We start from the raw sequence: 25,058 nt of genomic DNA on the forward strand, positions 1-25,058 counted from the left end.
CGAGGCGCGCGATGGCGAAGATGATCGTGACCGCGATCGGCTCGGCGGGCGACGTGCATCCGCTGCTCGGCGTCGCGCGCACGCTCGCCGCGCGCGGTCACGACGTCGTGTTCTGCACGCATGCGCCGTTCGAGGCGGCCGTGCGCCGCTGCGGGTTCGCGTTCGTGCCGGTCGGCACCGCGGCGGAATACGACGCGGCGATGGCGAACCCCGCGCTGTGGGATCCGCGCACGTCGTTCCGCACGCTGTGGCAGGTGATCGCGCCGACGTTGCGCCCGCATTACGATGCGCTGCGCGCGCTGGCCGATGCCGACACGGTGCTGGTCGGCACGCTGTGGGCGTTCTCCGCGCGCTTCATGCAGGAACTGCACGGCACGCCGTACGTGTCGGTGCAGGTGTCGCCGTCGACACTGCTGTCCGCGCATGCGCCGCCCACTCACCCGCGCCTGACGATTCCCGCGCGCTGGCCGCTGCCGGTGAAATCGGCGCTGATGACGCTGATCGAGCGGCAGGTGCTCGACCGCGTGTGCGGCCCCGCGCTCGACGCGGTACGCCGCGAGCTCGGGCTGCCACCCGCGCGGCGCGTGCTCGGCCGCTGGCTGCATTCGACCGACGGCGTGCTGTGCCTGTTCCCCGGCTGGTTCGCGCCGCCGCAGCCCGACTGGCCGTCGAATCATCTGCAAAGCGGTTTTCCGTTGTTCAACGATATCGCGACACCCGACGATGATGTGGCACTCGATGCGTTTCTCGCGGCCGGCGAAGCCCCGGTCGTGTTCACGGCCGGGTCGACGCTCGTCGATCATGCGGCGTATGCGCGTGCGGTGGCGGACGCGCTGCGCGCGACCGGCGCGCGCGGCATCCTGCTGACGCCGCACGATGCGGCGCCCGGCGGCGACCGGCTGCTCGTGCGCCGCTTCGTGCCGATGCGCACGTTGCTGCCGCGTTGCCGCGCGCTCGTGCATCACGGCGGGATCGGCACGGCGGCGCTCGCGTGCGAAGCCGGCATCGTGCAGGTCGTCACGCCGTTCGCGCACGATCAGTTCGACAACGCGCAGCGCGTCGTCGCAAACGGCTGCGGCGTGCGGGTCGACGGCCCGCTCGACGGCGCGCGGCTCGGCGCGGCGCTCGCGCGCGTACTCGACGAACCCGCGTTCGCGGTGCATGCGGAACGTACGCGCGCGCTGCTCGCGGCCGCGCCGGACGGCTGCGACGCGGCCGCCGGTTTCATCGAACGGTTCGTGCCCAGGCGCGGGCGCCTGGCCGCGCGGGCCGATGTCGCGGTGGCCGGCGCATGAGCGCCGCGTCGCCGCTTCACGACGGGCCCGTCGCGCCGTCCGCGTTCGACGCGCCGGCGCCCGCGCCCGCGCCCGCGGCGCAGCCGGTGCGCGGCATCCGGCTCGCGCTGCTGACGTTCGCGCTGTCGCTCGCGACCTTCATCGAGGTGCTCGACTCGACCGTGACGAACGTCGCGGTGCCGGCGATCTCGGGCAGTCTCGGCGTATCGAACAGCCAGGGCACGTGGGTGATCAGTTCGTATTCGGTCGCGGCCGCGATCGCGGTGCCGCTCACCGGCTGGCTGGCCCGCCGCGTCGGCGAGCTGCGGCTGTTCGTCGGCGCGGTGCTGCTGTTCACGCTGACGTCGCTGTTGTGCGGGCTCGCGCGCGACCTGCACGTGCTCGTGATCTGCCGCGCGCTGCAGGGATTGTGTTCGGGGCCGATGGTGCCGCTGTCGCAGACGATCCTGCTGCGCACCTTTGCGCCGACCAAACGCACGATCGCGCTCGCGCTGTGGGCGATGACGGTGCTGCTCGCGCCGATCTTCGGGCCGGTGGTCGGCGGCTGGATCGTCGACAACTTCTCGTGGCCGTGGATCTTCCTGATCAATTTGCCGATCGGGCTGTTCTCGTTCGCGGTCTGCACCGCGATGCTGCGCCCCGACGCGCAGCGCGGCGCGGCCGGCCCGATCGACGTGCCGGGCATCGTGCTGCTCGTGATCGGCGTCGGCTCGCTGCAGGCGATGCTCGATCTCGGCCACGACCGCGGCTGGTTCGATTCGCCGCTGATCGTCACGCTCGCGGTGGTCGCGGCGCTCGCGATCGTGTCGCTGCTGATCTGGGAAGCGGGCGAAGCGCATCCCGTGGTCGACCTGAGCCTGTTTCGCGACCGCACGTTCTCGTTCTGCGTGCTGATCATATCGCTCGGGATGATGAGCTTCTCCGTGGTCGGCGTGGTGTTTCCGCTGTGGATGCAGGCCGTGATGGGCTACAACGCGTTTCATGCGGGGCTCGCGACCGCGTCGCTCGGCGTGCTCGCGCTCGTGTTCTCGATCCTCGTCGGGCTGCATGCGCACCGCTTCGACGCGCGGGTGCTCGCGACGTTCGGCTTTCTCGTGTTCGCCGCTGTGCTCGCATGGGACGCGCATTTCACGCTGAAGATGACGTTCGCGCAGATCGCGGCACCCGGGTTGATCCAGGGAATCGGGCTGCCGTGCTTCTTCATCCCGCTGACCGCCGCGACGCTGTCGCGCATTCCGGACGACCGGCTCGCCGCCGCGTCGAGTCTGTCGAATTTCCTGCGCACGCTGTCGGCCGCGTTCGGCACCGCGATGAGCGTGACGCTGTGGGACAACCGCGCGACCTATCACTACGACGTCGTGTCGCAATCGGTCACGCATGCATCGGCGAACACGCAACGCTTCGTGCACGCGCTGAACGCGATGGGCGTGGACGGCGTGCGAGAGCTGACGACGCTGCACCACGTCGTGATGCAGCAGGCCTACATGATGGCGACCAACGACATGTTCTGGATGGCGAGCATGACGTGTCTCGCGCTCGCGGCGATGATGTGGCTGACGCGCCCCAAGCGCGGCGCGGCCGCGTCGTTCGGGCATTGAGGAGCGGACCATGACGACACTCGGCGCACTCGTGATCCTGTATCACCCGAGCGACGCGCAGCTCGACGCGCTGCGCGGATGGCGGCACGCGTGCGACGCGCTGCTCGTCGTCGACAACACGCCGCAGCCCGATGCGCGGGCTCGTGAACTGTGCGCACGCGAAGGCATCGCGCTGCTGCATCACGGCAATCGCGGCGGCATCGCGGGGGCGTACAACGCGGGGCTCGCGGCGCTGTTTCGCGACCGCGTCGACGCAGTCGCGCTGTTCGACCAGGATTCGTCGGTGCCGGCCGCGTATTTTCCGACGATGCGCGACGTCTGCGCGGGGCTCGCGGGGCGCGCGTTCCTGGCCGGCCCGCGCATCTTCGACGAGAACGCGCGCAGCTTCCTGCCCGAACTCGCGACCAACGGCATCGGCTTGCGCCGCCTGCGCATCGAGCCGGGCACGCCGATGCAGCGCTGCGCATTCCTGATCTCGTCCGGCTGCGTCGTGTCGCGCGACGCGTTCGACGTGCTCGGCCGGTTCGACGAGACGCTGTTCATCGATCACGTCGATACCGAATACAGCTTCCGCGCGCTGGCGCGCAACGTGCCGCTCTACGTCGTGCCGTCGCTGGTGCTGCCGCACCGGATCGGCGCGAAGCAGCGGCACGCGATCGGCCCTTTTGAAATGACGTCGATGAATCACTCGTGGCAACGGCGCTACTACAGCGCGCGCAATGCGGTGCAGCTCGGGATGCAGTACGGGCTGCGCTTTCCGGTGGCGCTCGTGCCGAACCTGCTGACCGTGTGGCAGGTCGTGCAGATCGCGCTCGTCGAGCGCGACAAGCGGGCGAAGCTGGCCGGCATCCTGTTTGGCGTCGCGGACGGCCTGTTCGGCCGGCTCGGCCCGCTCGAGCGCACGCGGCCGCGTCTGGCCGCGCGGGCGCAGCGCGTTCGACAGGGGTGACGATGCAGCCGACGAAGCAAGCGGCGGGTGTGCCGCGGGGCGTGAAGGGCGGTTCGTTGATCGCGGCGGCCGCCGCGGCATTGCTCGCACTGGGCGGCTGCGTGCCGTCGGGCTTCCTGCCGTCGCTGTCGCTGCGTGCGCCGGCCGACGATGCGCTCGCGCATACCGCCGGCCCGGGCGCGAACGGCGCGTGGCCGGCGCCCGACTGGGTGAAGCAGTTGCAGGACCCGCAACTCGACGATCTGGTCGCCGAGGCGTCGCAGCACAACCCCGACCTGCAGGTCGCGCAGGCGCGGCTGAGGATCGCGCAGGCACAGCTTCAGCAATTCGATTCGCTGACCGGGCTGACCGGCACGGCCGGCGCGACGATCAGCCGGGCACGGATGCCGAAGCCCGGCGACATCGCCGACGTGACGGCCGGCGGCTATCGCGTGCCGGTGCAGATTTTCGGCGATCCGAACGTGTCGCCGTCTTCGATCTTCGTCGGGCTGAACTACCAGCTCGATCTGTGGGGCAAGAACCGCGCGGCGACGAAGAGCCTGATGTCGTTGCGCGACGCGGCCGGCGTCGAGGCCGAGCAGGTGCGGCTCACGCTCGCCGTCGCGATCGTCACCGTGTATTGCCAGCTCGACCAGGCGTACGCGGTGCGCGACCTGTTGCAGCAGAAGCTGAAGATCAGCCAGCGCGTGACGGCCGTGCTGCGCGAGCGCACCGCGCGCGGCCTCGACAACGCGTACGACGCGAGCGATGCGTCGATCAAGCGCAGCCGCCTGCTCGAACAGATCGCGCTGAACGACGAGCAGATCAAGCTCGCGCAACTGCAACTCGGCGTGCTGTCCGGCCGTGGCCCGGAGCGCGGGCTCGCGCTGCAGCGGCCGCGCGTCGGCGCGTTCGCGGGCGGCGCGGTGCCGGCGCGGCTGCCGGCCGATCTGCTCGGCCGCCGGCCCGACATCGTCGCCGCGCGGCTGCGGGTCGAGGCCGCGTTCGCGAATGCCGACTCGACGCGCGCGCAGTTCTATCCGGACGTGAACCTCGTCGCGCTCGGCGGCGTGTTCGCACTGACGCCCGCGTCGCTGTTCTCGCGCGATTCGCTCGCGGGCTCCGTCGGCCCGGCGATTTCGCTGCCGATCTTCGACCGCGGCCGGCTGAAGGCGAAGCTCGGCGCGGACGTCGCGCAAGCCGACGTCGCGATCGGGTTGTACAACAAGACCGTCGACGACGCGCTCGGGCAGGTCGCGCAACTCGTCACGTCGCTGCAGACGTCGCAGACGCTCGTCGCGCAGCAGCAGGAGGCGGTCGCGGCCGCGCAGAAGATCGTGCAGATCGCGGCGGATCGGCATCGGCGCGGCGTGCTGATGCAGAAGGACGTCGATGTCGCGGATCTCACGCTGATCGACGAGCGCACGCAGATGATCGCGTTGCTCGGCAAGCAACGCATGCTCCGCGTGGGGTTGATCGGCGCGCTGGGCGGCGGGTTCGATGCGGGCGCAACGGTCGCGCAGGCGCAGACGCCGGCCGTGCATCAGGCGCGCGGCGGGGCGGCCCGGCGCGGGGCCGCGACTGCCGTGGCCGCGAACCGGGCGACGGTGGCGGGGCCTTCGAACGACTCGCCGGCGGCCAGTACGGCGAGCACGGCGATGTCGGCGGCCTTCGCCACGACGCGGGCCGCGCCCGCCCCTGAATCCGCGCGACGCGACGACACGGCGCGCCCGTCGACGATCGGCGCGACCCGTCCCGACGCAGCGCCTCGCGGCACGCCCGTGCTCGCGCGCACGGCCGCGGCGAGTCCGGCGCGGAGCGCGTCGCCGATGCCCGCGATTCCCGTCTTCCAGCACGATCGTCTGATCGTTACGCAAAGCGACTGATGCACCACGACAACCTTCATTCCGCCGCGCCGCCTGCCGCGCTGGACGACCCGGCCCTCGATGGGCGCCGCGCGACGCGTCGCAAGCGCTTCACCGTGTTCTTCGCGATCGTGCTGCTGGCCGCGATCGCATGGACCGCGTACTGGCTGTTGAGCGACCGCTATTACGAAGACACCGACGACGCGTACGTCGCGGGCAGCATCGTGCAGGTCGCCGCGCAGATCCCGGGCGCCGTGACCGACGTGGTGGTCGCCGATACGCAGGCCGTGCGCGCCGGGCAGACGCTCGTGCGGCTCGACGACACCGAGGCGTCCGTCGCATTCGCGCAGGCGAAGGCGCAGCTCGCGCAGGCCGTGCGCCAGGTCGCGAACGCGAAGATCTCGAACACGATGTACGTCGAGGCCGTGAATGCGCGGCGCGCCGACCTGTCGCTGGCGCAGCGCGCGCTCGCCGCGCGTTCGGGTGCATCGGTCGAGATCGTCGCGCCCGAAGAACTGGCACGGGCCCGCGCGGCCGTGGCCGGTGCGCAGGCGAACCTTGCGGCCGCGCAGGCGCAGCTCGACGCGGCGCGCGCGCTCGGCGGCAAGCTGCCCGTCGACGAAAGCCCGGCCGTCGTGCAGGCGGCCGCGCAGTTCAAGCTCGCGTACCGGAACCTGAAGCGCACGACGATCGTCGCGCCCGTCGACGGCACGGTCGGGCAGCGCTCGGTGCAGGTCGGCCAGCAGGTCGGGCCCGGCGTGCCGCTGATGTCGATCGTGCAGCTCGACCGGCTGTGGATCGAGGCGAATTTCAAGGAAGGGCAGATTCGCCACATGCGCGTCGGGCAGCCGGTCGAGGTCGTGTCGGATCTCTACGGCTCGCGCATCGCCTATCGCGGCCGCGTGCAGGGCTTCTCAGCGGGCACGGGCAGCGCGTTCTCGATGCTGCCGTCGCAGAACGCGGCCGGCAACTGGATCAAGGTCGTGCAGCGCGTGCCGGTCGTGATCGCGCTCGATCCGCGCGATCTCGCCGCGCATCCGCTGCGCGTCGGGCTGTCGATGCGCGCGACGGTCGACACGCACGACCGCAACGGCCACGCGCTCGACAGCGAGCCGCCGACGCCCGCCGTCAGCACGCGCGTGCACGACGGCGTCGCGAGCGACGCGGAAGCGGCCGCCGCCGCGATCATCCGCGAGAATCAGGGCGGGTAGCGCCGGCCCGTCGAGGTTGGGCCGGCCGCAAGGGCCGGTCCGGCCCCCGGTAGATTCCCGCCCGACTTTCGTATTTCCGCCATCGATGTCGGCGCCGATCAAACGCATGTCGCGTTTGAGACATCGGCGCCCCTGCCTCCCGGACTACTCTCGAACAGCACGTTGCGCGTGCGCCGCAAGGGCCGGCGCGCCGCGGCGCCATCCAACGAGACATGGAGACAATACGATGAGCAGCAATCGAGGTGTCGTCTATCTTGGACCGGGCCAGGTCGAAGTCCAGAAAATCGATTATCCGAAGATGGTCGACCCGAGCGGCCGCGCGATCGGCCACGGCGTGATCCTGAAAGTGGTCAGCACGAACATCTGCGGCTCCGACCAGCACATGGTGCGCGGCCGGACGACCGCGCCGGTCGGCCTCGTGCTCGGTCACGAGATCACCGGCGAAGTGGTCGAAGTGGGCCGTGACGTCGAGACGCTGAAGCTCGGCGATCTCGTGTCGGTGCCGTTCAACGTCGCGTGCGGCCGCTGCGCGATGTGCAAGGACACGCATACGGGCGTGTGCCTGAACGTGAACCCGTCGCGTGCCGGCGGCGCGTACGGCTACGTCGACATGGGCGGCTGGATCGGCGGCCAGGCCGAGTACGTGCTCGTGCCGTATGCCGATTTCAACCTGCTGAAATTCCCGGATCGCGACCAGGCGATGGCGAAGATCCGTGACCTGACCTGCCTGTCCGACATTCTGCCGACCGGTTATCACGGTGCGGTGAGCGCCGGCGTGAAACCCGGTTCGACGGTCTATATCGCGGGCGCGGGCCCGGTCGGGATGGCGGCGGCCGCATCGGCTCGCCTGCTCGGCGCGGCCGTGACGATCGTCGGCGACATGAACGCGGAACGTCTCGCGCATGCGCGGGCGATGGGGTTCGAGACGGTCGATCTGTCCAAGGACGCGTCGCTCGGCGAGCAGATCGAGCAGATCCTCGGCGTGCCCGAGATCGACTGCGCGGTCGATTGCGTCGGCTTCGAGGCGCACGGCCACGGCTCGTCGGGCCATGCGGAGGAAGCGCCCGCGACGGTGCTGAACTCGCTGATGGAAATCACGCGCCCGGCCGGCGCGATCGGCATCCCGGGCCTGTACGTGACGGACGATCCGGGCGCGAAGGACAAGGCCGCGCAGCACGGCAGCCTGAGCATCCGCTTCGGCCTCGGCTGGGCGAAGTCGCATTCGTTCTTCACGGGCCAGACGCCGGTGCTCAAGTACAACCGCAACCTGATGCAGGCGATCCTGTTCGACCGGCTGCCGATCGCGAAGATCGTCAACGTCGAAGTGATCTCGCTCGATCAGGCGCCGGAAGGGTACAAGAAGTTCGACGGCGGCGCGCCGCGCAAATTCGTCATCGACCCGCACGGGTTGCTGGCGGCGTAATGCACTAGCGTTCGACACGCGCCACACGAAGCGGGCGGTTCCGGAAACGGGCCGCCCGTTTTCGTTGCCGGAGCAAAGGCGGGGCCGCGCAATTGCTGCGATAATCATCGCCCGTTCCCGAACCCTCCACCGCCGCGCGGCGGCGCTCCACGGATGGCCAAGTCACTTCCCCTCGCCGCGTTGCACACGTTCGTCGAAGTGGCGCGTTGCGGCAGCATGAAACAGGCGGCCGACCTGCTCTGCATTTCGCCGGGCGCCGTCAGCCAGCATGTCCGCAATCTCGAGGATCGCCTCGCCGTGCGCCTGTTCGAGCGCACCGGCCGCGAACTCGAGCTGACCGGCACCGGCCGCGCGCTGTTCGACCAGCTCGCCGGCGGCTTCAACGAGATCGAGGCCGCGTGGGCGAGCGTGCACGGCGCGAACCGGCGCATCGTCCGGCTCGCGGTGACGACCACCGCGTCGTTCGCGAACACGTGGCTCGTGCAGCGGCTCGGGTCGTTCCATGCCGCGTACCCCGAAATCGAAATCACCGTCGAGACGCGCGCGCAACTGGTCGACTTGCGCCGCGACTACGTCGACGTCGCGATCCGGCACGGGCTGGGCCGCTATCCCGGGCATGCATCGTTCCGCATCTGGACGCCGGAGCTGTGGCCCGTGTGCAGCCCGCAACTGCTGGATCCCGCGCGCCCGATCGACGCCCCCGCCGATTGCCTGTCGTACCCGCTGCTGCAGGACGCCGACCGCGCCGACTGGGTGCTGTGGCTGCGCACGCAGGGCATCGAGGACGCACGCGCGCCGCGCGGCGCGAGCTTCAGCGAGGATGCGTTGCTGATCAGGGCCGCGGTCGCCGGGCAGGGCATCGCGCTGGTGCGCGACATCTATGCGCGCGACGAAGTCGCGGCCGGGCGGCTGGTTCGCGTGCTGGCGCGGCCCTGGCCGACCGAGTTTTCTTATTACGTCGTATGCAGCGAAGTGCGCCAGCACGAGTGGAAGATCGCCGCGTTCCGCGACTGGCTGGCGCGGGAGATCGGCCGCGACGAGCGCGACGCCTCCGATCTACTGGCTTGACCCGCGCACGGCAGCCGAGGCGAAGCCCTTGAGCTTGCCGGTCGCGAGCGCCGTGCCGAGCAGGATGATCGCGCACCCGGCGACCGTCTGCACGGTGATCGTCTCGTGCAGGAAGATCGCGCCCCACACCACGCCGAAGACCGGAATCAGGAACGTGACCGACGCCGCGTATTGCGCGCCCGCACTGCGAAGCAGCCCGAAATACAGCAGGTAGGCCACCGCCGTGCAGATCGCGCCGAGCAACACCACCGCGATCCATGCGGACGCATGCACGGGACCGTGCGGCCACATCGGCAGCGCGAGCGGCACGAGTGCGACGGCCGCGAACAACTGGCTGCCGAACGCGGACACGAACGGCCGCACGTTCGCGAGCTTGCGCTTCGAGTAATGCGCCGCGAACCCGTACGACAGCGTCGCGAGCATCGCGGCGGCGATCGCGCTCGGCGCGCCGGGCGTGCCGGTGCCGAGCGCCGAACCGGCGAGCACGACGACCCCGGCGAAGCCGAGCGCGAGGCCGATCGCCTGCGGTTTCGTCAGCGGCGCGCGCAGCCACACGTACGCGACGATCGCGGTCCACAGCGGGGTCGTTGCATTCAGGATCGAATCGGTGCCGGCCGTCACGAACAGGGCCGCATAGGTCAGCAGGCAGAATGGCAGCGCCGAGTTCGCGATGCCGACGACGAACAGCGGCACGACGTGCGCGCGGAATTCGTGCCGCGCTTGCGCATCGCGCAGCACCGGGGACAACAGCACGGCCGCGATCGCGACGCGCAATGCGATCAGCGGGACGGCGCCGAATTCCGGCGCGCCCATGCGCATGAACAGGAAGGACGCGCCCCAGATGGCAGCCAGGGTCACGAGCTGCAGTGCATTCATCGACAGACTCCGTTCGGTGGATCGGACTGCGCCGGCGTGCGATACGCGCCGGCGCGGGCGAATGACCCATTGAACGTCATGCGTCCGTCGCGGCACAAACGAGGTTTCGTGAGGGGCGGTTTAGAAAATTGAATCGACGGGCACGCGGGCCCGGATCGCGCGCTCAGTGGCCGCGATAGAGCTTCGCGAGTTCGGCGTTGCTGGCCGCGGCGCGACGTGTCCGCCCGGTGTGCAGGCTGACGCGGCGGATCGCACGCGTGCGATGGGCGGTGTCGCGGTTGCCTTTCCAGTCGGCGACGCGGACCGCGCCGGTGCGCGTCCGGTCAGGCGCGCGCAACGACGGCGCGGCCTGTGCAACCGCCATCCGGCGCGCGGGTTTGCCGGCGAGCGGGGCGTCCTGTGGCGGATTGGCCAGTGGCGGACGGGCTGCCACCGCCGTTTCATCGGTCGAATGAAACGGGTAGACGGGTGCCGGCACGACCGGTATCAATGGCTCGTTCGACGCTTGAAGTACGGCTCCGGTCGCGACGGCGCCCGGCACACCGGAGCCCCGACAGACGGGATCGGCCTTGCAGGTCTGGTCGACCATCACGTAGCCGCCGACCAGCAGCACGAGCGTCAGTATGCTCAGGATTGGCGCGCTCGATGCGCGCGGCCGCTGGAAAGCCGCGTTGCGCAGCGCTCGGGCGACGCGCGACGACCATGTATGGAACGACCGCGGCGCATGCGCGGCACGCGCGTCGGCCGGTGTGTGGCCAATCGACTCGAACGGCCAGTTCCACTGACCGCAGACGGGGCAATGCTCGAGCGCGCGGAACGCCACGAAACCGCATTCGCGGCAGCGGCAGCAAGCGGCGTGCCGCGATTCGGCGCGCGTGTTCAGCACGGCCCGCCAGGCATCGCGCGCGCGGACACGCCGGTTGGGCAGGACGCGCATCGTCAGCGACCGGCGCGCGCCATCGTCGGGTTACACATCGGCGGTCGTTCGCATGCGGTGTTCATGTCATTCTCCATAACATCGGACGCGTGGAACCCGTTCGTCCGCGGCTGCCTGCCGCTTCATTCTTGGTCGTTCGCGCGTGAAACGCAAGGCGCATGTCGCGCGTCGCGTGCCGCACATTTCGTGCCGCCCGTCTCGTGCTAGCCGCCGTGCCGTTGCCGGGACGCGAGCGTGCCGAGCGTCTCCAGCGCGCGCTCGACGGCCGGTGTCCACGGCCGCCCGTAGTTGAGCCGCAGATAGCGGCGAAAGCCGCCGGTCGCGGAGAAGATCGGCCCGGGCGCGATGCTGACACCGCTCTCCATCGCGTCGTCGAACAGGTGCATCGCATCCATGTGCGGCGGCAGTTCGATCCACAGAAAATATCCGCCGCGCGGCGCGAACACTTCGGTGTCAGCCGGAAAATACGCGCGCACGGCCGACAGCATCTGAGCCTGGTGCGCGGCGAGATTGCGTCGCAGCTTGCGCAGGAACCGGTCGTATGCGCCGTCGCGCAGGTAACTCGAAATCGCCATCTGCGCGGGTACGTCGGCGGCCGGCCCGCTCGCGCCTTTGGCCTGACGGATCTGCCGCACGAAGCGGCCGGCCGCGACCCAGCCGATCCGGAACCCGGGCGCGAGACATTTCGAGAACGACCCGCAATGCAGGACGAGCCCGCTGTCGTCATACAGTTTCGCGGGGCGCGTGGGGGCCGTGCCGAACTGCAGTTCGCCATACACGTCGTCCTCGATCAGCGGCACGCCGCGCGACGCGAGCAGCTCGATCAGCGCGCGCTTGCGCTCGTCGGTCAGCGTCGCGCCGGTCGGGTTGTGGAACGACGTCATGAACCAGCACGCGCGCACCGGATGCGTGTCGAGCGCTTCGGCGAGCGCGTCGAGATCGAGGCCCGTGCGCGGGTCGACCGGAATCTCGACGGCCTTCAGGTGCAGGCACTGGACGACCTGCAGCACCGCGTGGAATGCCGGCCGTTCGATCGCGACGATGTCGCCCGGGCGCGTCAGCGCCTGCAGGCTGAGCGTCAGTGCCTCGATCGCTCCCGTCGTGATGACGATCTCCTCCAGCGGCAGCGACGCGCCCGCATTCAGGTAACGCAACGCGATCTGGCGGCGCAGCGCGTCGTAGCCGGGCGGCAAGCCCGCCAATAGCTTGCCGCGGTCCATGTTGCGGGCGGCCGACGCGACGTGACGCCACAGGCTGCTCATCGGGAACAGCGAATAGCTCGCGAATGCCGAGCCGAGCGGCACGACGTCGTCGCATTTGAGCGAGTCGAGCAGGCGGAACAACGCGTCGTCGTCGCCGGTTTGTGCCGCACCTGGCTTGCGCGGCGGATCGTGGCCGAACCGCACGTGCTTGTCGGCCAGGTTCGCCACGAAATAGCCGGAGCGCGCCCGCGCGACGATCAGGCCCTCGCTTTCGAGCGCGTAGTACGCGCGAAACACGGTGGACGGACTCACGCGATACGCGCGGCATGCCGCTCGCACGGTCGGGATACGTGCGCCGGCCGCGAGGTCGCCGCGCCGGATGGCGTCCGCGATCGTCTGTGCCAGCACCGCATAGCGCTTCATGCTTGTCCCCCGGCCGATCGGGCCTCGATGACAAAGAGTAGTACGGCAGCCGTCACGTGCAAGCGCGCCCCAAATCGCTGATCCGTATGTTTCAGGCGTCCTCTGATCCTTTTCTTTCGTCTGACCAGAAGGCACACTCCCGCAAGTTTTGTTCCCGATGTCCGACCGATACGGAATTCACGCTGCCCGACGGCGGATCCGTGGCGCCCGCGCTTTCCGCGCGGGTCCTTTTCTGCGGCCGTCCCGTCCTTACCTTACCCGGAAGTATCCAGCGTGAAATTGAAGACCCTCGTCGCGGGCCTCGTGGCCGGCCTCGCCCTCAACCTGTTCAGCGGCGTGGCAGCCGCAGCCTGCGTCAACAATCCCGCCGCCCAGCCGAATGCGACGTTCCCCGCCGCGCTGACCGGCAAGCTCGTCTATCACAGCTACGTCAAGTACGGCGACGGCACGAGCCAGCTGTTCCTCTACGATTTCTCGGCCCGCACGCTGACGCAACTCAGCAAGAGCGCGTGGGGCATCACCGATCCGATGAACGGCGTGTTCAGTCCCGACGGCAAGTGGCTCGCGTTCATGGGCATCAGCAACGGCGCATGGAACGTGTTCATGCTGCAGCTCGGCGCCGGCACGCCGCCCGTCAACATGACGCACAGCACGGGCGCCACGCGCAACGAAGACCCGAAGTTCAGCGCGGACGGCAAGACGCTCGTGTTCAAGCAGAACGGCGACGTCAAGCAGGCGACGCTGTCGTACACGAGCGCGGGCCCGGTGTTCACGTCGATCGTGAGCCTGACGAACGCGCCGGCCGGCGCCGAATACTCGATGCCGTTCCTCGCGCCGGACGCGAGCGCCGTGTACTACGCGACCGGCACCGGCTCGAACATGGGGCTGATGAAGCGCACGATCGCGACCGGCGTCACCGCCGTGTTCGATCGTCCGGCCGGGCTGCAAACGTACTACCCGACCGTGCGTGCGGACGGCATGGTGTACTACGCGCGCTGGAAGGACAGCGGCGGGGCCGACCAGATCTATGCGAAGACGGCGGACCCGGCGTCGACGCCGAGCGCGCTGGCGCTCAACGACTGCATGAGCAACAACTCGGATCCGGCGCCTGTCAGTGGTACGAACTACCTGTTCTTCTCCTCGACGACGGCGGGCGGCTATCAGCTCTACGTCGGCGACGTGACGACCGGCCAGCGCTGGAGCCTGTCGCAGTTCGGCGTGAATGCGGATGCGACGAAGGCGAAGCTCGGGGCGAACTACTACGGCGGCCCGGCCGCGGCGCGCACGCTGCTGTCGCAAGGGCGGCCGGCCGCGGCGTCGGCGAGCTACAACGCGTCGCTCACGCCGGACAAGGCATTCGACGGCAACACGACGAGCACGCGCTGGGATTCGCCGGAAGGCGCGGGCGTGGATCCGCAGTGGATCTCGGTCGATCTCGGCGCGACGAAGACGATTAGCAGCATCGATCTGTACTGGGACGCGGGCGCGCTCGTCTACCAGATCCAGACGTCGAACGACAATGCGAACTGGACGACGATCTACTCGACGAGCAACGGCGTGTCGTACGGCCATGTGACGCTGCCGAACCTGAACGGGCAGGGCCGTTACGTGCGGATGCTCGGCACGAAGCGGGCGACGCAGTGGGGGTACTCGCTCGATGAAATGCAGGTGTGGGGATCGTGAGTACCAGCAAAAAGCGGCCTTGATTGAAGGCTGCTTTTTTTGCTTCAAATGCTGCCCGCTTCACGCATGCAGCACATGCGCCGGAAACGCCGGCGCTGCGCTCGCCGCCCCCTGCGCGAGCGGCGCGACCTGCTTGCGGCGCTCGCGCGTCGGCGCGACGCCGAACGCGTCGCGATAGCTCTTGCTGAAGTGGCATGCCGACTGGAACCCGCACGCCATCGTGATGTGCATGATCGACATGTCGGTCTGCAGCAGCAGCTCGCGCGCGCGGCGCAGCCGCAACGTCAGGTAGTAGTGCGTCGGCGTCATCCCGAGATGCTCGCGGAAGAGGCGCTGCAACTGCCGCTGCGACATGTTCGCGAGCCGCGCGAGTTCCTCGCGCGACAGCGGCTCCTCGATGTTGTTCTCCATCAGCGCGATCACTTCGAACAACGACTTGTTCGCCGAGCCGAGGCGCGCGACGAGCGGCATGCGCTGCTGCGCGCTCGTGTCGCGCACGTGTTCGACGATGAACTGCTCGGCGATCTGCGTGACGCGTGCGGTGCCGACGCGCGCGGCGATCAGGTTCAGCATCATGTCGAGCGGCGCGACGCCGCCCGTGCACGTGATGCGGTCGCGGTCGATCACGAACAGTTCCTTCAGGAAGCGCGTGTCCGGAAACTCCTCCTTCAGCGCCGACATGTTCTCCCAGTGGATCGCGCATGCGTAGCCCGCGAGCAGCCCCGACTTCGCGAGCGCATAGGTGCCCGTGCACAGGCTGCCGAGCGGGATGCCCGCGCGCGCGAAGCGGCGCAGGGTCGAAAGATGGGCAGGCGTGGTCGCACGCTGCACGTCGACGCCGCCGCAGACGAACACGATGTCGGGTTGCCCCGCGCATTCGGCCGGGCCCGTATCGACCGTGAGGCCGTTGCTCGCCGTGACCGGGCCGCCGTCCGGACTGATCACCGACCAGCGGTAGAGCGGCTGGCCGCTCAGGTAGTTCGCCATCCGAAGCACCTCGATCGCATTGGTGAACGCGATCATCGTGAAGTTCGGTAAAGGCATGAACGCGAAGTGGGACAGCGACGCTGTGCGGTCGGGCGACATGGGGAGCGTTCCTTGAATCTCTAATAGCTTTTCGCCCGGGGCACGGATCGGGCTGCGGTATTGTGTGAGCGAGCGCAACAAGCGTGCCATACGGCTAAACCCTAGCTCCATACGTTGTCTGGGCGTAAGGCCGATGCTGCACTGCACCGTATCCGGGACAAGCCGCACCCCGAATGAGCGGCAAACGCACTGCCGGTGTGCGTGTCCATAGGTGAATCATCGATACCGTTTCGGCAGGTCATCCCGAAAAGCACGACCGGTCACTTGTATAAAACGGACGTGCATGGCGGAAAAGGCAAAGAACGCGTCTAAATTCATCAATCCGCCGAAAATCCGAACGACAAGAATAGAGCCGTCGGCAGCCTTGCACTGGACGAGCGGGAAACCCAGGCACGGCGGGCCTTGAGCTTCGGTTACAGCCCTTTATTCTTCGTCACGGACGCACTATGTCGAACACCCAGCCTTTCTTCTCGCAGCCCCTTGCCGAGCGCGACGCGCCGGTGCGCAGCGCCATCCTGAAGGAACTCGAGCGTCAGCAGTCGCAGGTCGAGCTGATCGCGTCGGAAAACATCGTGTCGCGCGCCGTGCTCGAGGCGCAGGGCTCGGTACTGACCAACAAGTACGCGGAAGGCTATCCCGGCAAGCGCTACTACGGCGGCTGCGAATTCGCCGATGAAGTCGAGGCGCTCGCGATCGACCGCGTGAAGCAGATCTTCAACGCCGGCTATGCGAACGTACAGCCGCACTCGGGCGCGCAGGCGAACGGCTCGGTGATGCTCGCGCTGGCGAAGCCGGGCGACACGGTGCTCGGCATGTCGCTCGACGCGGGTGGTCACCTGACGCACGGCGCGAAGCCGGCGCTGTCGGGCAAGTGGTTCAACGCGGTCCAGTACGGCGTGAACCGCGACACGATGCGGATCGATTACGACCAGGTCGAGGCGCTCGCGCACGAGCACAAGCCGAACCTCATCATCGCCGGCTTTTCGGCGTACCCGCGCGCGCTCGACTTCGCACGCTTTCGTGCGATCGCCGACAGCGTCGGCGCGAAGTTGATGGTCGACATGGCGCACATCGCGGGCGTGATCGCCGCGGGCCGCCACGCGAACCCGGTCGAGCACGCGCACGTCGTCACGTCGACCACGCACAAGACGCTGCGCGGCCCGCGCGGCGGCTTCGTGCTGACCAACGACGAGGAGATCGCGAAGAAGATCAACTCGGCCGTGTTCCCCGGCCTGCAAGGCGGCCCGCTGATGCACGTGATCGCCGGCAAGGCGGTGGCGTTCGGCGAGGTGCTGCACGCGGACTTCAAGACCTACATCGACAACGTGCTCGCGAACGCGCAGGCGCTCGGCGAAGTGCTGAAGGCCGGCGGCGTCGATCTCGTCACGGGCGGCACCGACAACCATCTGCTGCTGGTCGACCTGCGCCCGAAGGGCCTGAAAGGTGCGCCGGTCGAGCAGGCGCTGGAACGCGCGGGCATCACCTGCAACAAGAACGGCATCCCGTTCGACACCGAGAAGCCGACCGTCACGTCGGGCATTCGCCTCGGCACGCCGGCGGGGACGACGCGCGGTTTCGGCGTCGCGGAGTTCCGCGAGATCGGCCGCCTGATCCTCGAAGTGTTCGACGCGCTGCGCGCGAACCCGGAAGGGGACCACGCAACCGAACAGCGCGTGCGCCGCGAGATCTTCGCGCTGTGCGAGCGCTTCCCGATCTACTGATCGACCCCCACAAGAACAGTCACACGAGCGAGAGCAGATATGAGCACGCTGCATCAGGACAGCATCATCATCGACGGACTGAACATCTCGAAGTTCGAGAAGCCGGTGTTCGAGGACATGCGCCGTGGCGGCATCACGGCCGCGAACTGCACGGTGTCGGTGTGGGAGAACTTCACCAAGACCGTCGACAACATCGGCGTGATGAAGAAGAAGATCCGCGACAACGGCGAGCTGCTGACGCTCGTGCGCACGACGGACGACATCTTCCGCGCGAAGAAGGAAGGCAAGACCGGGATCATCCTGGGCTTCCAGAACGCGCATGCGTTCGAGGACAACCTCGGCTACATCGAAGCGTTCGCCGACATGGGCGTGCGCGTCGTGCAGCTTTGCTACAACACGCAGAACCTGGTCGGCACCGGTTGCTACGAGCGCGACGGCGGCCTGTCGGACTTCGGGCGCGAAGTGATCACCGAGATGAACCGCGTCGGCATCATGGTCGACCTGTCGCACGTGGGCGGCAACACGTCGTCGGAAGCGATCGCGTTCTCGAAGAAGCCGGTGTGCTATTCGCACTGCCTGCCGTCGGGCCTGAAGGAGCATCCGCGCAACAAGAGCGACGCGCAGCTGAAGGAGATCGCCGATGCGGGCGGCTTCGTCGGCGTGACGATGTTCGCGCCGTTCCTGAAGCGCGGGATCGAAGCGAACATCGACGACTACATCGAGGCGATCGACTACGTCGTGAACCTGATCGGCGAGGACGCGGTCGGCATCGGCACGGACTTCACGCAGGATTTCGCGAAGGAATTCTTCGACATGCTGACGCATGACAAGGGCCGCTATCGCCAGCTGACGAACTTCGGCAAGGTGATCAACCCGGACGGCATCCGCACGATCGGCGAATTCCCGAACCTGACCGCGGCGATGGAACGCCACGGCTGGAAGGAGTCGCGTATCCGCAAGATCATGGGCGAGAACTGGGTGCGCGTGTTCAAGGACGTGTGGGGCGCGTAAGCGCCACCCCCGCCGAACCCGCTACTCGCGTTTCAACATAAAAAAATCGGGACGTGCCAACGCTTGCCGCGTTGGCGCGCGGACGATGTCGCGCCTGCGCACTGAACCGCGCGGCCACTTTCCTCACGGAGTCACCACGATGCAACCGCAACTGCCGATCAACGTCGATCCCGATACCGGCGTCTGGACCACCGACGCGCTGCCGATGCTGTACGTGCCGCGCCACTTCTTCACGAACAACCACGTCGCCGTCGAGGAAGCGCTCGGCGTCGAAGCGTATGCCGAAATCCTCTACAAGGCCGGCTACAAGTCCGCGTACCACTGGTGCGACAAGGAAGCGAAGCTGCACGGCCTGACCGGCATGGCCGTGTTCGAGCACTACCTGAAGCGCCTGTCGCAACGCGGCTGGGGCCTGTTCTCGATCATCGAGGCCGATCCGGCGAGCGCCCGCGCGAAGATCGAACTGCGCCACTCGTCGTTCGTGCTCCAGCAGCCGGGCAAGGAAGGCAAGCTCTGCTACATGTTCGCGGGCTGGTTCGCCGGTGCGATGGACTGGGTCAACGACACGACGCCGGAAGGCAAGGGCGCGCCGCGCGCGCAATCGAAGGAAGTGCAGTGTGCGGCCGAGCATCACGACCACTGCGTCTTCGAAGTGTCGCCGATCGCGCACTGACGCATTGATTCACTGAAACAGAACAACACCCGCAACACGAGACATTCGAACGCCAGAGGTCGCCAGCGATGCGTTATCCCCACCTGTTCAAACCCATGCAGCTGAACCAGCTGACGCTGCGCAACCGGATCGTCAGCACCGCGCACGCGGAGGTGTACGCCGAGCCGGGCGGCCTGCCGGGCGACCGCTATATCCGCTACTACGAAGAAAAGGCGAAGGGCGGCGTCGGCCTGGCCATCTGCGGCGGTTCGAGCCCGGTGTCGATCGACAGCCCGCAGGGCTGGTGGAAATCGGTGAACCTGTCGACCGACAAGATCATCGACCCGCTCACGCGCCTGGCCGACACGATGCACAAGCACGGCGCGAAGATCATGATCCAGGCGACGCACATGGGCCGCCGCTCGTCGTTCCACGGCGAGCACTGGCCGCACCTGATGTCGCCGTCGGGCGTGCGCGAACCCGTGCACCGCGGCAATGCGAAGATCATCGAGATCGAGGAAATCCGCCGCATCATCGGCGATTTCGCGGCGGCCGCGAAGCGCGTGAAGGCGGCCGGCATGGACGGCATCGAAATCTCCGCCGCGCACCAGCACCTGATCGACCAGTTCTGGAGCAAGCGTTCGAACCATCGCACCGACGAATGGGGCGGCAGCCTCGAAAACCGCCTGCGCTTCGGCATCGAAGTGCTGACGGCCGTGCGCGAGGCGGTCGGCAAGGATTTCTGCGTCGGCCTGCGCATGTGCGGCGACGAATTCCACGAGGACGGCCTCGATCACGAGGCGCTGAAGGAAATCGCGCAGGCGATGTCGGAGACGGGCCTGATCGACTACCTGAGCGTGGTCGGCTCGGGCGGCGATACGCACAACACGATCGCCAACTGCATGCCGCCGATGGCGCTGCCGCCGGAGCCGTTCGTGCACCTCGCGGCCGGCATCAAGTCGGTCGTGAAGATTCCGGTGATGCACGCGCAGAGCATCCGCGATGCGGGCCAGGCCGAGCGCCTGCTCGCAAACGGGATGATCGACCTGGTCGGCATGACGCGCGCGCAGATCGCCGATCCGCACATGGTGATCAAGATCCGCGATGGCCGAGAAGACGAAATCAAGCAGTGCGTCGGCGCGAACTACTGTATCGACCGTCAGTACAACGGCCTCGACGTGCTGTGCATCCAGAACGCGGCGACGTCGCGCGAAGCGACGATGCCGCACATCATCGAGAAGTCGCGTGGCCCGAAGCGCAAGGTCGTGGTGGTCGGCGCGGGTCCCGCGGGCCTGGAGGCGGCGCGTGTCGCGAAGCTGCGCGGCCACGACGTCGTGCTGTTCGAGAAGAACGCGGAAGTGGGCGGCCAGGTGATGATCGCCGCGAAGGCGCCGCAGCGCGAGCAGATGTCGGGGATCATCCGCTGGTTCGACATGGAAACGAAGCGTCTGGGCGTCGACCGGCGCCTCGGCGTGGCCGCCGACGAGAAGATGATCATGGCCGAGAAGCCGGACATCGTCGTGCTCGCGACGGGCGGATCGAGCTTCACGTGGCAGGTGCCGGCGTGGGGCGTGGCCGAAGGCCTCGCGGTCAGCTCATGGGACATCCTGACCGGCAAGGTCGAGCCGAAGCAGAACGTGCTGCTGTTCGACGGCGTGAGCACGCATGCCGGCGCGGGCGTGGCCGACTTCATGGCGAGCCGTGGCTCGAAGGTCGAGGTGGTGACGCCCGACGTGAAGGTGGCCGACGACTGCGGCGGCACGACGTTCCCGATTTTCTACCGTCGCCTGTACGCGTTCGGCGTGATTCCGACGCCGAACACGATGCTCGATCGCGTCTATGAAGAGAACGGCAAGATGATCGCCGTGCTGCGCAACGAATACACGGAAGAACTGGAAGAGCGCGCCGTTGACCAGGTGGTGATCGAGAACGGTTCGTCGCCGAACGACGAGCTGTACTGGAAGCTCAAGCCGGAATCGGTGAACCGCGGCCAGATCGATCCGCACACGCTGTTCGCGGCCGAGCCGCAACCGTGCCTGTCGGAAGAGCTCGGCAACGGCCGTTTCCTGCTGTTCCGTGTCGGCGACTGCATCTCGATGCACAACGTCCACGGTGCGATCTACGACTCGCTGCGTCTCGTGAAGGATTTCTAAAAGATGAACCCGTCCTTCCTCATTACCGCCCTGTTGTGGCTGTCGGTGGCGGGGCTCGCGTTCGCGGTCGCGAAGCGCTCGTCCTACTGGCGTCTGGGCCGCGCGACGGCGCCCGGCTCGTTCGGCGTCGCGAACCTGTTCGCGATTCCGAAGCGTTATTTCGTCGACCTGCACCACGTGGTCGCCCGCGATCCGTACATCGCGAAGACTCACGTCGCGACCGCCGGCGGCGCGATCGGCGCGCTCGCGCTGGTGTTCGTCAACTACGGCCTCGCGATCTACTCGCCGTGGCTCGACAAGCTGATCTTCGTCGCGGCGCTCGCGATGCTGGTCGGCGCGGTGTTCGTGTGGCGCCGCCGCGCGGCGAAGGACGTGCCGGCGCGCCTGTCGCGCGGCCCGTGGAACACGCTGCCCTGGCTGCTCGGTTCGTTCGCGCTCGGCCTCGTGCTGTTCATGCTGGTACCGACCGGCGCGATGTCGGGCGCGTTCGCGGTGCTCTGCGCGCTGCTGATCGGCATCGGCGCGTTCACGATGACGGTCGGCGCCGCGAAGGGCGGCCCGATGAAGCACGCGATCGCCGGCCTGCTGCATCTCGCGTTCCACCCGCGCCAGGAGCGTTTCGCGGCCACCCGTGAATCGTTCACCGGCAACGGCACGGCCACGCCGCCGACCGCACTGAAGCTGCCGGACATCGAGCATCAGGAGTACGGCGTCGCGAAGCCGGTCGAATTCCGCTGGAACCAGTTGCTGAGCTTCGACGCATGCGTGCAGTGCGGCAAGTGCGAAGCCGCGTGCCCCGCGTTCGCGTCGGGCCAGCCGCTGAATCCGAAGAAGCTGATCCAGGATCTCGTGGTCGGGATGGCCGGCGGCACCGATGCGGCGTACGCGGGCAGCCCGTCGCCGGGCCTCCCGGTCGGCCAGCATCGCGGCGAGCCGAACGGCCCGATCGTGTCGGGCCTGATCGAGGAACAGACGCTGTGGTCGTGCACGACCTGTCGCGCATGCGTGCAGGAATGCCCGATGCTGATCGAGCACGTCGACGCGATCGTCGACATGCGCCGCAACCGCACGCTCGTGCACGGCACGGTGCCGGGCAAGGGCCAGGAAGTGCTCGCGAACCTGCGCGAGACGGGCACGATGGGCGGCTACGACACGGCCGCGCGCTACGACTGGTCGGTCGACCTGAGCGCGCCGGTCGCGCAGCCGGGCAAGCCGGTCGACGTGCTGTTCGTCGCGGGCGAAGGCGCGTTCGACATGCGCTACCAGCGTACGCTGCGCGCGTTCGTCAAGGTGCTGAACAAGGCGGGCGTCGATTACGCGGTGCTTGGCCCGACCGAGACCGATACGGGCGACGTCGCCCGCCGGCTCGGCGACGAAGCGACGTTCCAGCAGATGGCGAAGCGCCTGATCGGCACGCTCGGCACGCTGTCGTACCAGCAGATCGTGACGGCCGACCCGCACGTGATGCACAGCCTGCGCAACGAATACCGTGCGCTCGGACTGCGCGTGACGGTCAAGCATCACACGACCTATCTGGCCGAACTCGCCGACAGCGGCAAGATCGCGCCGAAGGCGGTCGAGGCGCTGCAGGAGAAGCGCACCACGTATCACGATCCGTGCTACCTCGGCCGCTACAACGGCGAGATCGAAGCACCGCGCAAGCTGTTGAAGACGATCGGCATCCAGGTCGTCGAGATGGAGCGCAACGGCATGCGCGGCCGCTGCTGCGGCGGTGGCGGCGGTGCGCCGCTGACCGACATCCCCGGCAAGCAGCGCATTCCGGACATCCGCATCGCCGACGCGCGCACGATCGGCGCGGACGTGGTCGCGGTTGCGTGCCCGAACTGCACGGCCATGCTCGAAGGTGTCGTGGGCCCGCGCCCCGACGTGCTCGACGTCGCCGAACTCGTCGCTGCCTCGCTGGAGTGAATCGATGAATACGATCAAACGAATCGATCCGCGCCGGCCGTTCATCATCACGGCCGCCGGCCTGAAGCGCATCACGCTCGGCGAGGAAGGCAGCGCCGATGCGAACGCCGCGCAGTGGTCCGCGCACGGTCATGGCGGCGCGGCCGCGAAGCCGCGCCGCGCGCTGCAGGACCCGAAGCACGTGATGCTGGTGGTCGCGCACAGCGAACGCGGCGCGCTCGACGACCATTCGCGGCAGGCGATTGCCGCTGCCGCCGTGCTCGCCGATGCGCAGACGGAAGTCGCGCTGCTCGCGTTCGGCGAACTGAAGGATGACGTCGCCGAACTCGGCGTCGACAAGCTGATCGAGCTGGCCGGCTTCGAGCGCCGTGCGTTCGATCCCGAAAGCGAACTGAAAGCATTGCAGGCCTGCGTGGCCGCGCTCGCACCGAAGCACGTGTTCGTGCCCGACAACGCGACAGGCGATGGCGATCTCGGCCGGCGTTACGCGGCGGCCGCCGGCGCGAGCGTCGCGACCCACGTCGTCGAAATCGACGCGAAGCATGTGGGCGCGTATGCGCAGGCCGGGCGTGCGTTTGCCACCCGGGCGCTGCCCGACGTGATCCTGCTCGCGCAGAACGCGGTGGACGCGAAGCTGCCGTTCGTCGGTGCGGGTGAGCGCGTCGCCGCCGACTTCATCCGCCCGGCGCGGGATGCCGCGCAGCCGTACCGCGATCTCGGCCTCGACGAAATCGACGCAGCCCAGGTCGCGCTCGAGGAAGCCGATTTCATCGTGTCGGCCGGCAACGGCGTGTCCGACATCGGCGCGTTCGAGCGGCTGGCCGGTGTGTTCGGCGCGGCGATCGGCGCGAGCCGCGTCGCGGTCGACAACGGCCACTTCACGCGCGACAAGCAGGTCGGCGCGACCGGCAAGACGGTCGAGGCGAGCGTGTACATCGCGTTCGGCATCTCGGGCGCGGTGCAGCACCTGCAGGGGATCAAGGACTGCCGCCACGTGATCGCGGTCAACCTCGACGGCAGCGCGCCGATCGCGAAGCGCGCGAACCTGACGGTGGTCGGCGACGCGCAGGCGACGATCGCCGCGCTGATCGAACAGGTCCAGGCCGCGCGGGCCGCGCGCGGCGAATCGCCGGCCGCGGTCGGTACCCGTGAACCCGAAGGAGTCGCCGCATGAACGCCCCTCGTCCCTTGCAACGCATCGCGGTGCTCGTGTCCGTCGGCCGGCATCCGGTCAGCGGCGTCGCGCGCTACAGCCGCAACGATGCGGCCGCGCTCGAAACCGGCCGGCAGCTCGCCGACAAGCATCGCGCGACGCTCGATGTGATTCATGCCGGCGACCCCGCGAATGCGGCGCTCGCCGAGTATCTGGCGCTCGGTGCGCGAGAGGTCGAAGTGCTGGCCTGCCGCGACGGCGACGATGCCGTGCACGCACTCGCCGCGCGCCTCGACGGCTACGACCTCGTGCTGACCGGTACGCGCGCCGAGGGCGCGTACGACACCGGGATGCTGCCGTATCGCATCGCCGCGGCGCTCGGCTATCCGCTCGTGGGCTCGGCCGTCGACGTGACGGTCGACGGCGGCCGCGCGGCGGTTCGGCAATTTTTGCCGAAAGGGCTGCGGCGGCGTGTCGACGCGGCGCTGCCGGCCGTCGTCGCCGTGCATCCGCTTGCGAGCGTGGTGCCGCGCTATGCGTATGCACGGCTGCGCGCCGGCGCGATCCGGCCCGCGCTCGCGGCGCCCGGCGCGGACGCCGATGCGGCCGCGTGGACGGTCGGCCCGGTCGAGCGTAAACCCGTAAAGCTGGTCGCCGCCGAGAAGCGCTCCGGGCATGCGCGGATGCTGTCCGCGACGACGACCGAAAGCCGTGGCGGCAACGTCGTAAATGAAGGGAGTTCGGTCGAAAAAGCACAAGTGATCCTCGCGTATTTGCGCGAGCATCAGCTCATCGACTACTGATTTTGATGCCTGTCGGCAAGAACCCAGGGATGCAAGGAATC

At 68.4% G+C, this 25,058-nt stretch carries 19 protein-coding genes; 15 read left to right on the forward strand and 4 right to left on the reverse strand.

Annotation, left to right across the window (positions count from 1 at the left end; translation table 11 throughout):
- Positions 1 to 11: 11 nt before the first annotated feature.
- The 7 genes from H0X91_RS09000 (at position 12) to H0X91_RS09030 (ending at position 9,388) form a co-directional block, all read left to right on the forward strand.
- Complete coding sequence (locus tag H0X91_RS09000) at positions 12 to 1,295, forward strand: glycosyltransferase (RefSeq protein WP_196432961.1); 1,284 nt, start codon at positions 12 to 14, stop codon at positions 1,293 to 1,295.
- Positions 1,292 to 2,893 carry a DHA2 family efflux MFS transporter permease subunit gene (locus H0X91_RS09005; protein ID WP_006498734.1) on the forward strand — a complete coding sequence of 534 codons (1,602 nt, stop codon included), beginning with the start codon at positions 1,292 to 1,294 and terminating at the stop codon, positions 2,891 to 2,893. The genes H0X91_RS09000 and H0X91_RS09005 overlap by 4 nt, the downstream gene beginning before the upstream one ends.
- 10 nt (positions 2,894 to 2,903) lie before the next feature.
- A complete protein-coding gene (locus H0X91_RS09010; RefSeq protein ID WP_006482184.1) occupies positions 2,904 to 3,842 on the forward strand; it encodes a glycosyltransferase family 2 protein in 939 nt (312 codons plus the stop codon).
- 2 nt (positions 3,843 to 3,844) lie between these two features.
- Positions 3,845 to 5,707: an efflux transporter outer membrane subunit gene (locus H0X91_RS09015; protein ID WP_196432962.1), complete on the forward strand. Its 1,863-nt coding sequence runs from the start codon at positions 3,845 to 3,847 to the stop codon at positions 5,705 to 5,707.
- Positions 5,707 to 6,897: an HlyD family secretion protein gene (locus tag H0X91_RS09020; RefSeq protein WP_006498736.1), complete on the forward strand. Its 1,191-nt coding sequence runs from the start codon at positions 5,707 to 5,709 to the stop codon at positions 6,895 to 6,897. The genes H0X91_RS09015 and H0X91_RS09020 overlap by 1 nt, the downstream gene beginning before the upstream one ends.
- A 226-nt stretch (positions 6,898 to 7,123) precedes the next feature.
- On the forward strand, positions 7,124 to 8,320 hold the full coding sequence (fdhA, locus tag H0X91_RS09025; RefSeq protein WP_006488979.1) for a formaldehyde dehydrogenase, glutathione-independent: 1,197 nt from the start codon (positions 7,124 to 7,126) through the stop codon (positions 8,318 to 8,320).
- A 153-nt stretch (positions 8,321 to 8,473) separates the two neighbouring features.
- Complete coding sequence (locus H0X91_RS09030; RefSeq protein ID WP_006488990.1) at positions 8,474 to 9,388, forward strand: LysR substrate-binding domain-containing protein; 915 nt, start codon at positions 8,474 to 8,476, stop codon at positions 9,386 to 9,388.
- On the opposite strand, the gene H0X91_RS09035 is transcribed toward H0X91_RS09030, so the two are convergent.
- The 3 genes from H0X91_RS09035 to H0X91_RS09045 form a co-directional block, all read right to left on the reverse strand.
- A complete protein-coding gene (locus tag H0X91_RS09035) occupies positions 9,377 to 10,264 on the reverse strand; it encodes a DMT family transporter (protein WP_112751384.1) in 888 nt (295 codons plus the stop codon). The genes H0X91_RS09030 and H0X91_RS09035 overlap by 12 nt on opposite strands.
- A 163-nt stretch (positions 10,265 to 10,427) precedes the next feature.
- Positions 10,428 to 11,201 (reverse strand): hypothetical protein, encoded by a 774-nt coding sequence (locus H0X91_RS09040; RefSeq protein WP_060263887.1) that lies wholly within the window; start codon positions 11,199 to 11,201, stop codon positions 10,428 to 10,430.
- A 203-nt stretch (positions 11,202 to 11,404) separates the two neighbouring features.
- Complete coding sequence (locus H0X91_RS09045; protein ID WP_006498742.1) at positions 11,405 to 12,826, reverse strand: aminotransferase-like domain-containing protein; 1,422 nt, start codon at positions 12,824 to 12,826, stop codon at positions 11,405 to 11,407.
- Positions 12,827 to 13,099: 273 nt separating this feature from the next.
- On the opposite strand from H0X91_RS09045, the gene H0X91_RS09050 reads away from it, so the two are divergent.
- Positions 13,100 to 14,509, forward strand: a complete 1,410-nt coding sequence (locus tag H0X91_RS09050) for a discoidin domain-containing protein (RefSeq protein WP_006488982.1) — start codon at positions 13,100 to 13,102, stop codon at positions 14,507 to 14,509.
- 60 nt (positions 14,510 to 14,569) lie between these two features.
- Here the strand turns inward: H0X91_RS09050 and H0X91_RS09055 are convergent, their stop codons facing one another.
- Positions 14,570 to 15,685 (reverse strand): GlxA family transcriptional regulator, encoded by a 1,116-nt coding sequence (locus H0X91_RS09055; RefSeq protein WP_077175816.1) that lies wholly within the window; start codon positions 15,683 to 15,685, stop codon positions 14,570 to 14,572.
- A gap of 356 nt (positions 15,686 to 16,041) precedes the next feature.
- Between H0X91_RS09055 and H0X91_RS09060 the strand changes: the two genes are divergently transcribed.
- From H0X91_RS09060 to H0X91_RS09090, 7 genes are all read left to right on the forward strand, one after another.
- Positions 16,042 to 17,316, forward strand: coding sequence for a serine hydroxymethyltransferase (locus tag H0X91_RS09060; RefSeq protein ID WP_006488995.1), 1,275 nt, complete (start codon positions 16,042 to 16,044; stop codon positions 17,314 to 17,316).
- 39 nt (positions 17,317 to 17,355) lie between these two features.
- Positions 17,356 to 18,327 (forward strand): dipeptidase, encoded by a 972-nt coding sequence (locus tag H0X91_RS09065; RefSeq protein WP_006488981.1) that lies wholly within the window; start codon positions 17,356 to 17,358, stop codon positions 18,325 to 18,327.
- Positions 18,328 to 18,466: 139 nt separating this feature from the next.
- On the forward strand, positions 18,467 to 19,000 hold the full coding sequence (locus tag H0X91_RS09070; RefSeq protein ID WP_006488993.1) for a DUF5943 domain-containing protein: 534 nt from the start codon (positions 18,467 to 18,469) through the stop codon (positions 18,998 to 19,000).
- 68 nt (positions 19,001 to 19,068) lie between these two features.
- A complete protein-coding gene (locus H0X91_RS09075; protein WP_006488987.1) occupies positions 19,069 to 21,132 on the forward strand; it encodes an NADH:flavin oxidoreductase in 2,064 nt (687 codons plus the stop codon).
- Positions 21,133 to 21,135: 3 nt separating this feature from the next.
- Complete coding sequence (locus H0X91_RS09080; RefSeq protein WP_034201981.1) at positions 21,136 to 23,061, forward strand: (Fe-S)-binding protein; 1,926 nt, start codon at positions 21,136 to 21,138, stop codon at positions 23,059 to 23,061.
- A gap of 4 nt (positions 23,062 to 23,065) precedes the next feature.
- Positions 23,066 to 24,235: an electron transfer flavoprotein subunit alpha/FixB family protein gene (locus H0X91_RS09085; protein WP_194131811.1), complete on the forward strand. Its 1,170-nt coding sequence runs from the start codon at positions 23,066 to 23,068 to the stop codon at positions 24,233 to 24,235.
- On the forward strand, positions 24,232 to 25,017 hold the full coding sequence (locus tag H0X91_RS09090; protein WP_196432963.1) for an electron transfer flavoprotein subunit beta/FixA family protein: 786 nt from the start codon (positions 24,232 to 24,234) through the stop codon (positions 25,015 to 25,017). The genes H0X91_RS09085 and H0X91_RS09090 overlap by 4 nt, the downstream gene beginning before the upstream one ends.
- The last annotated feature ends 41 nt before the right edge of the window (positions 25,018 to 25,058 follow it).

It is taken from the genome of Burkholderia sp. 9777_1386 (assembly GCF_015712265.1).
GTDB lineage: Bacteria > Pseudomonadota > Gammaproteobacteria > Burkholderiales > Burkholderiaceae > Burkholderia > Burkholderia cenocepacia.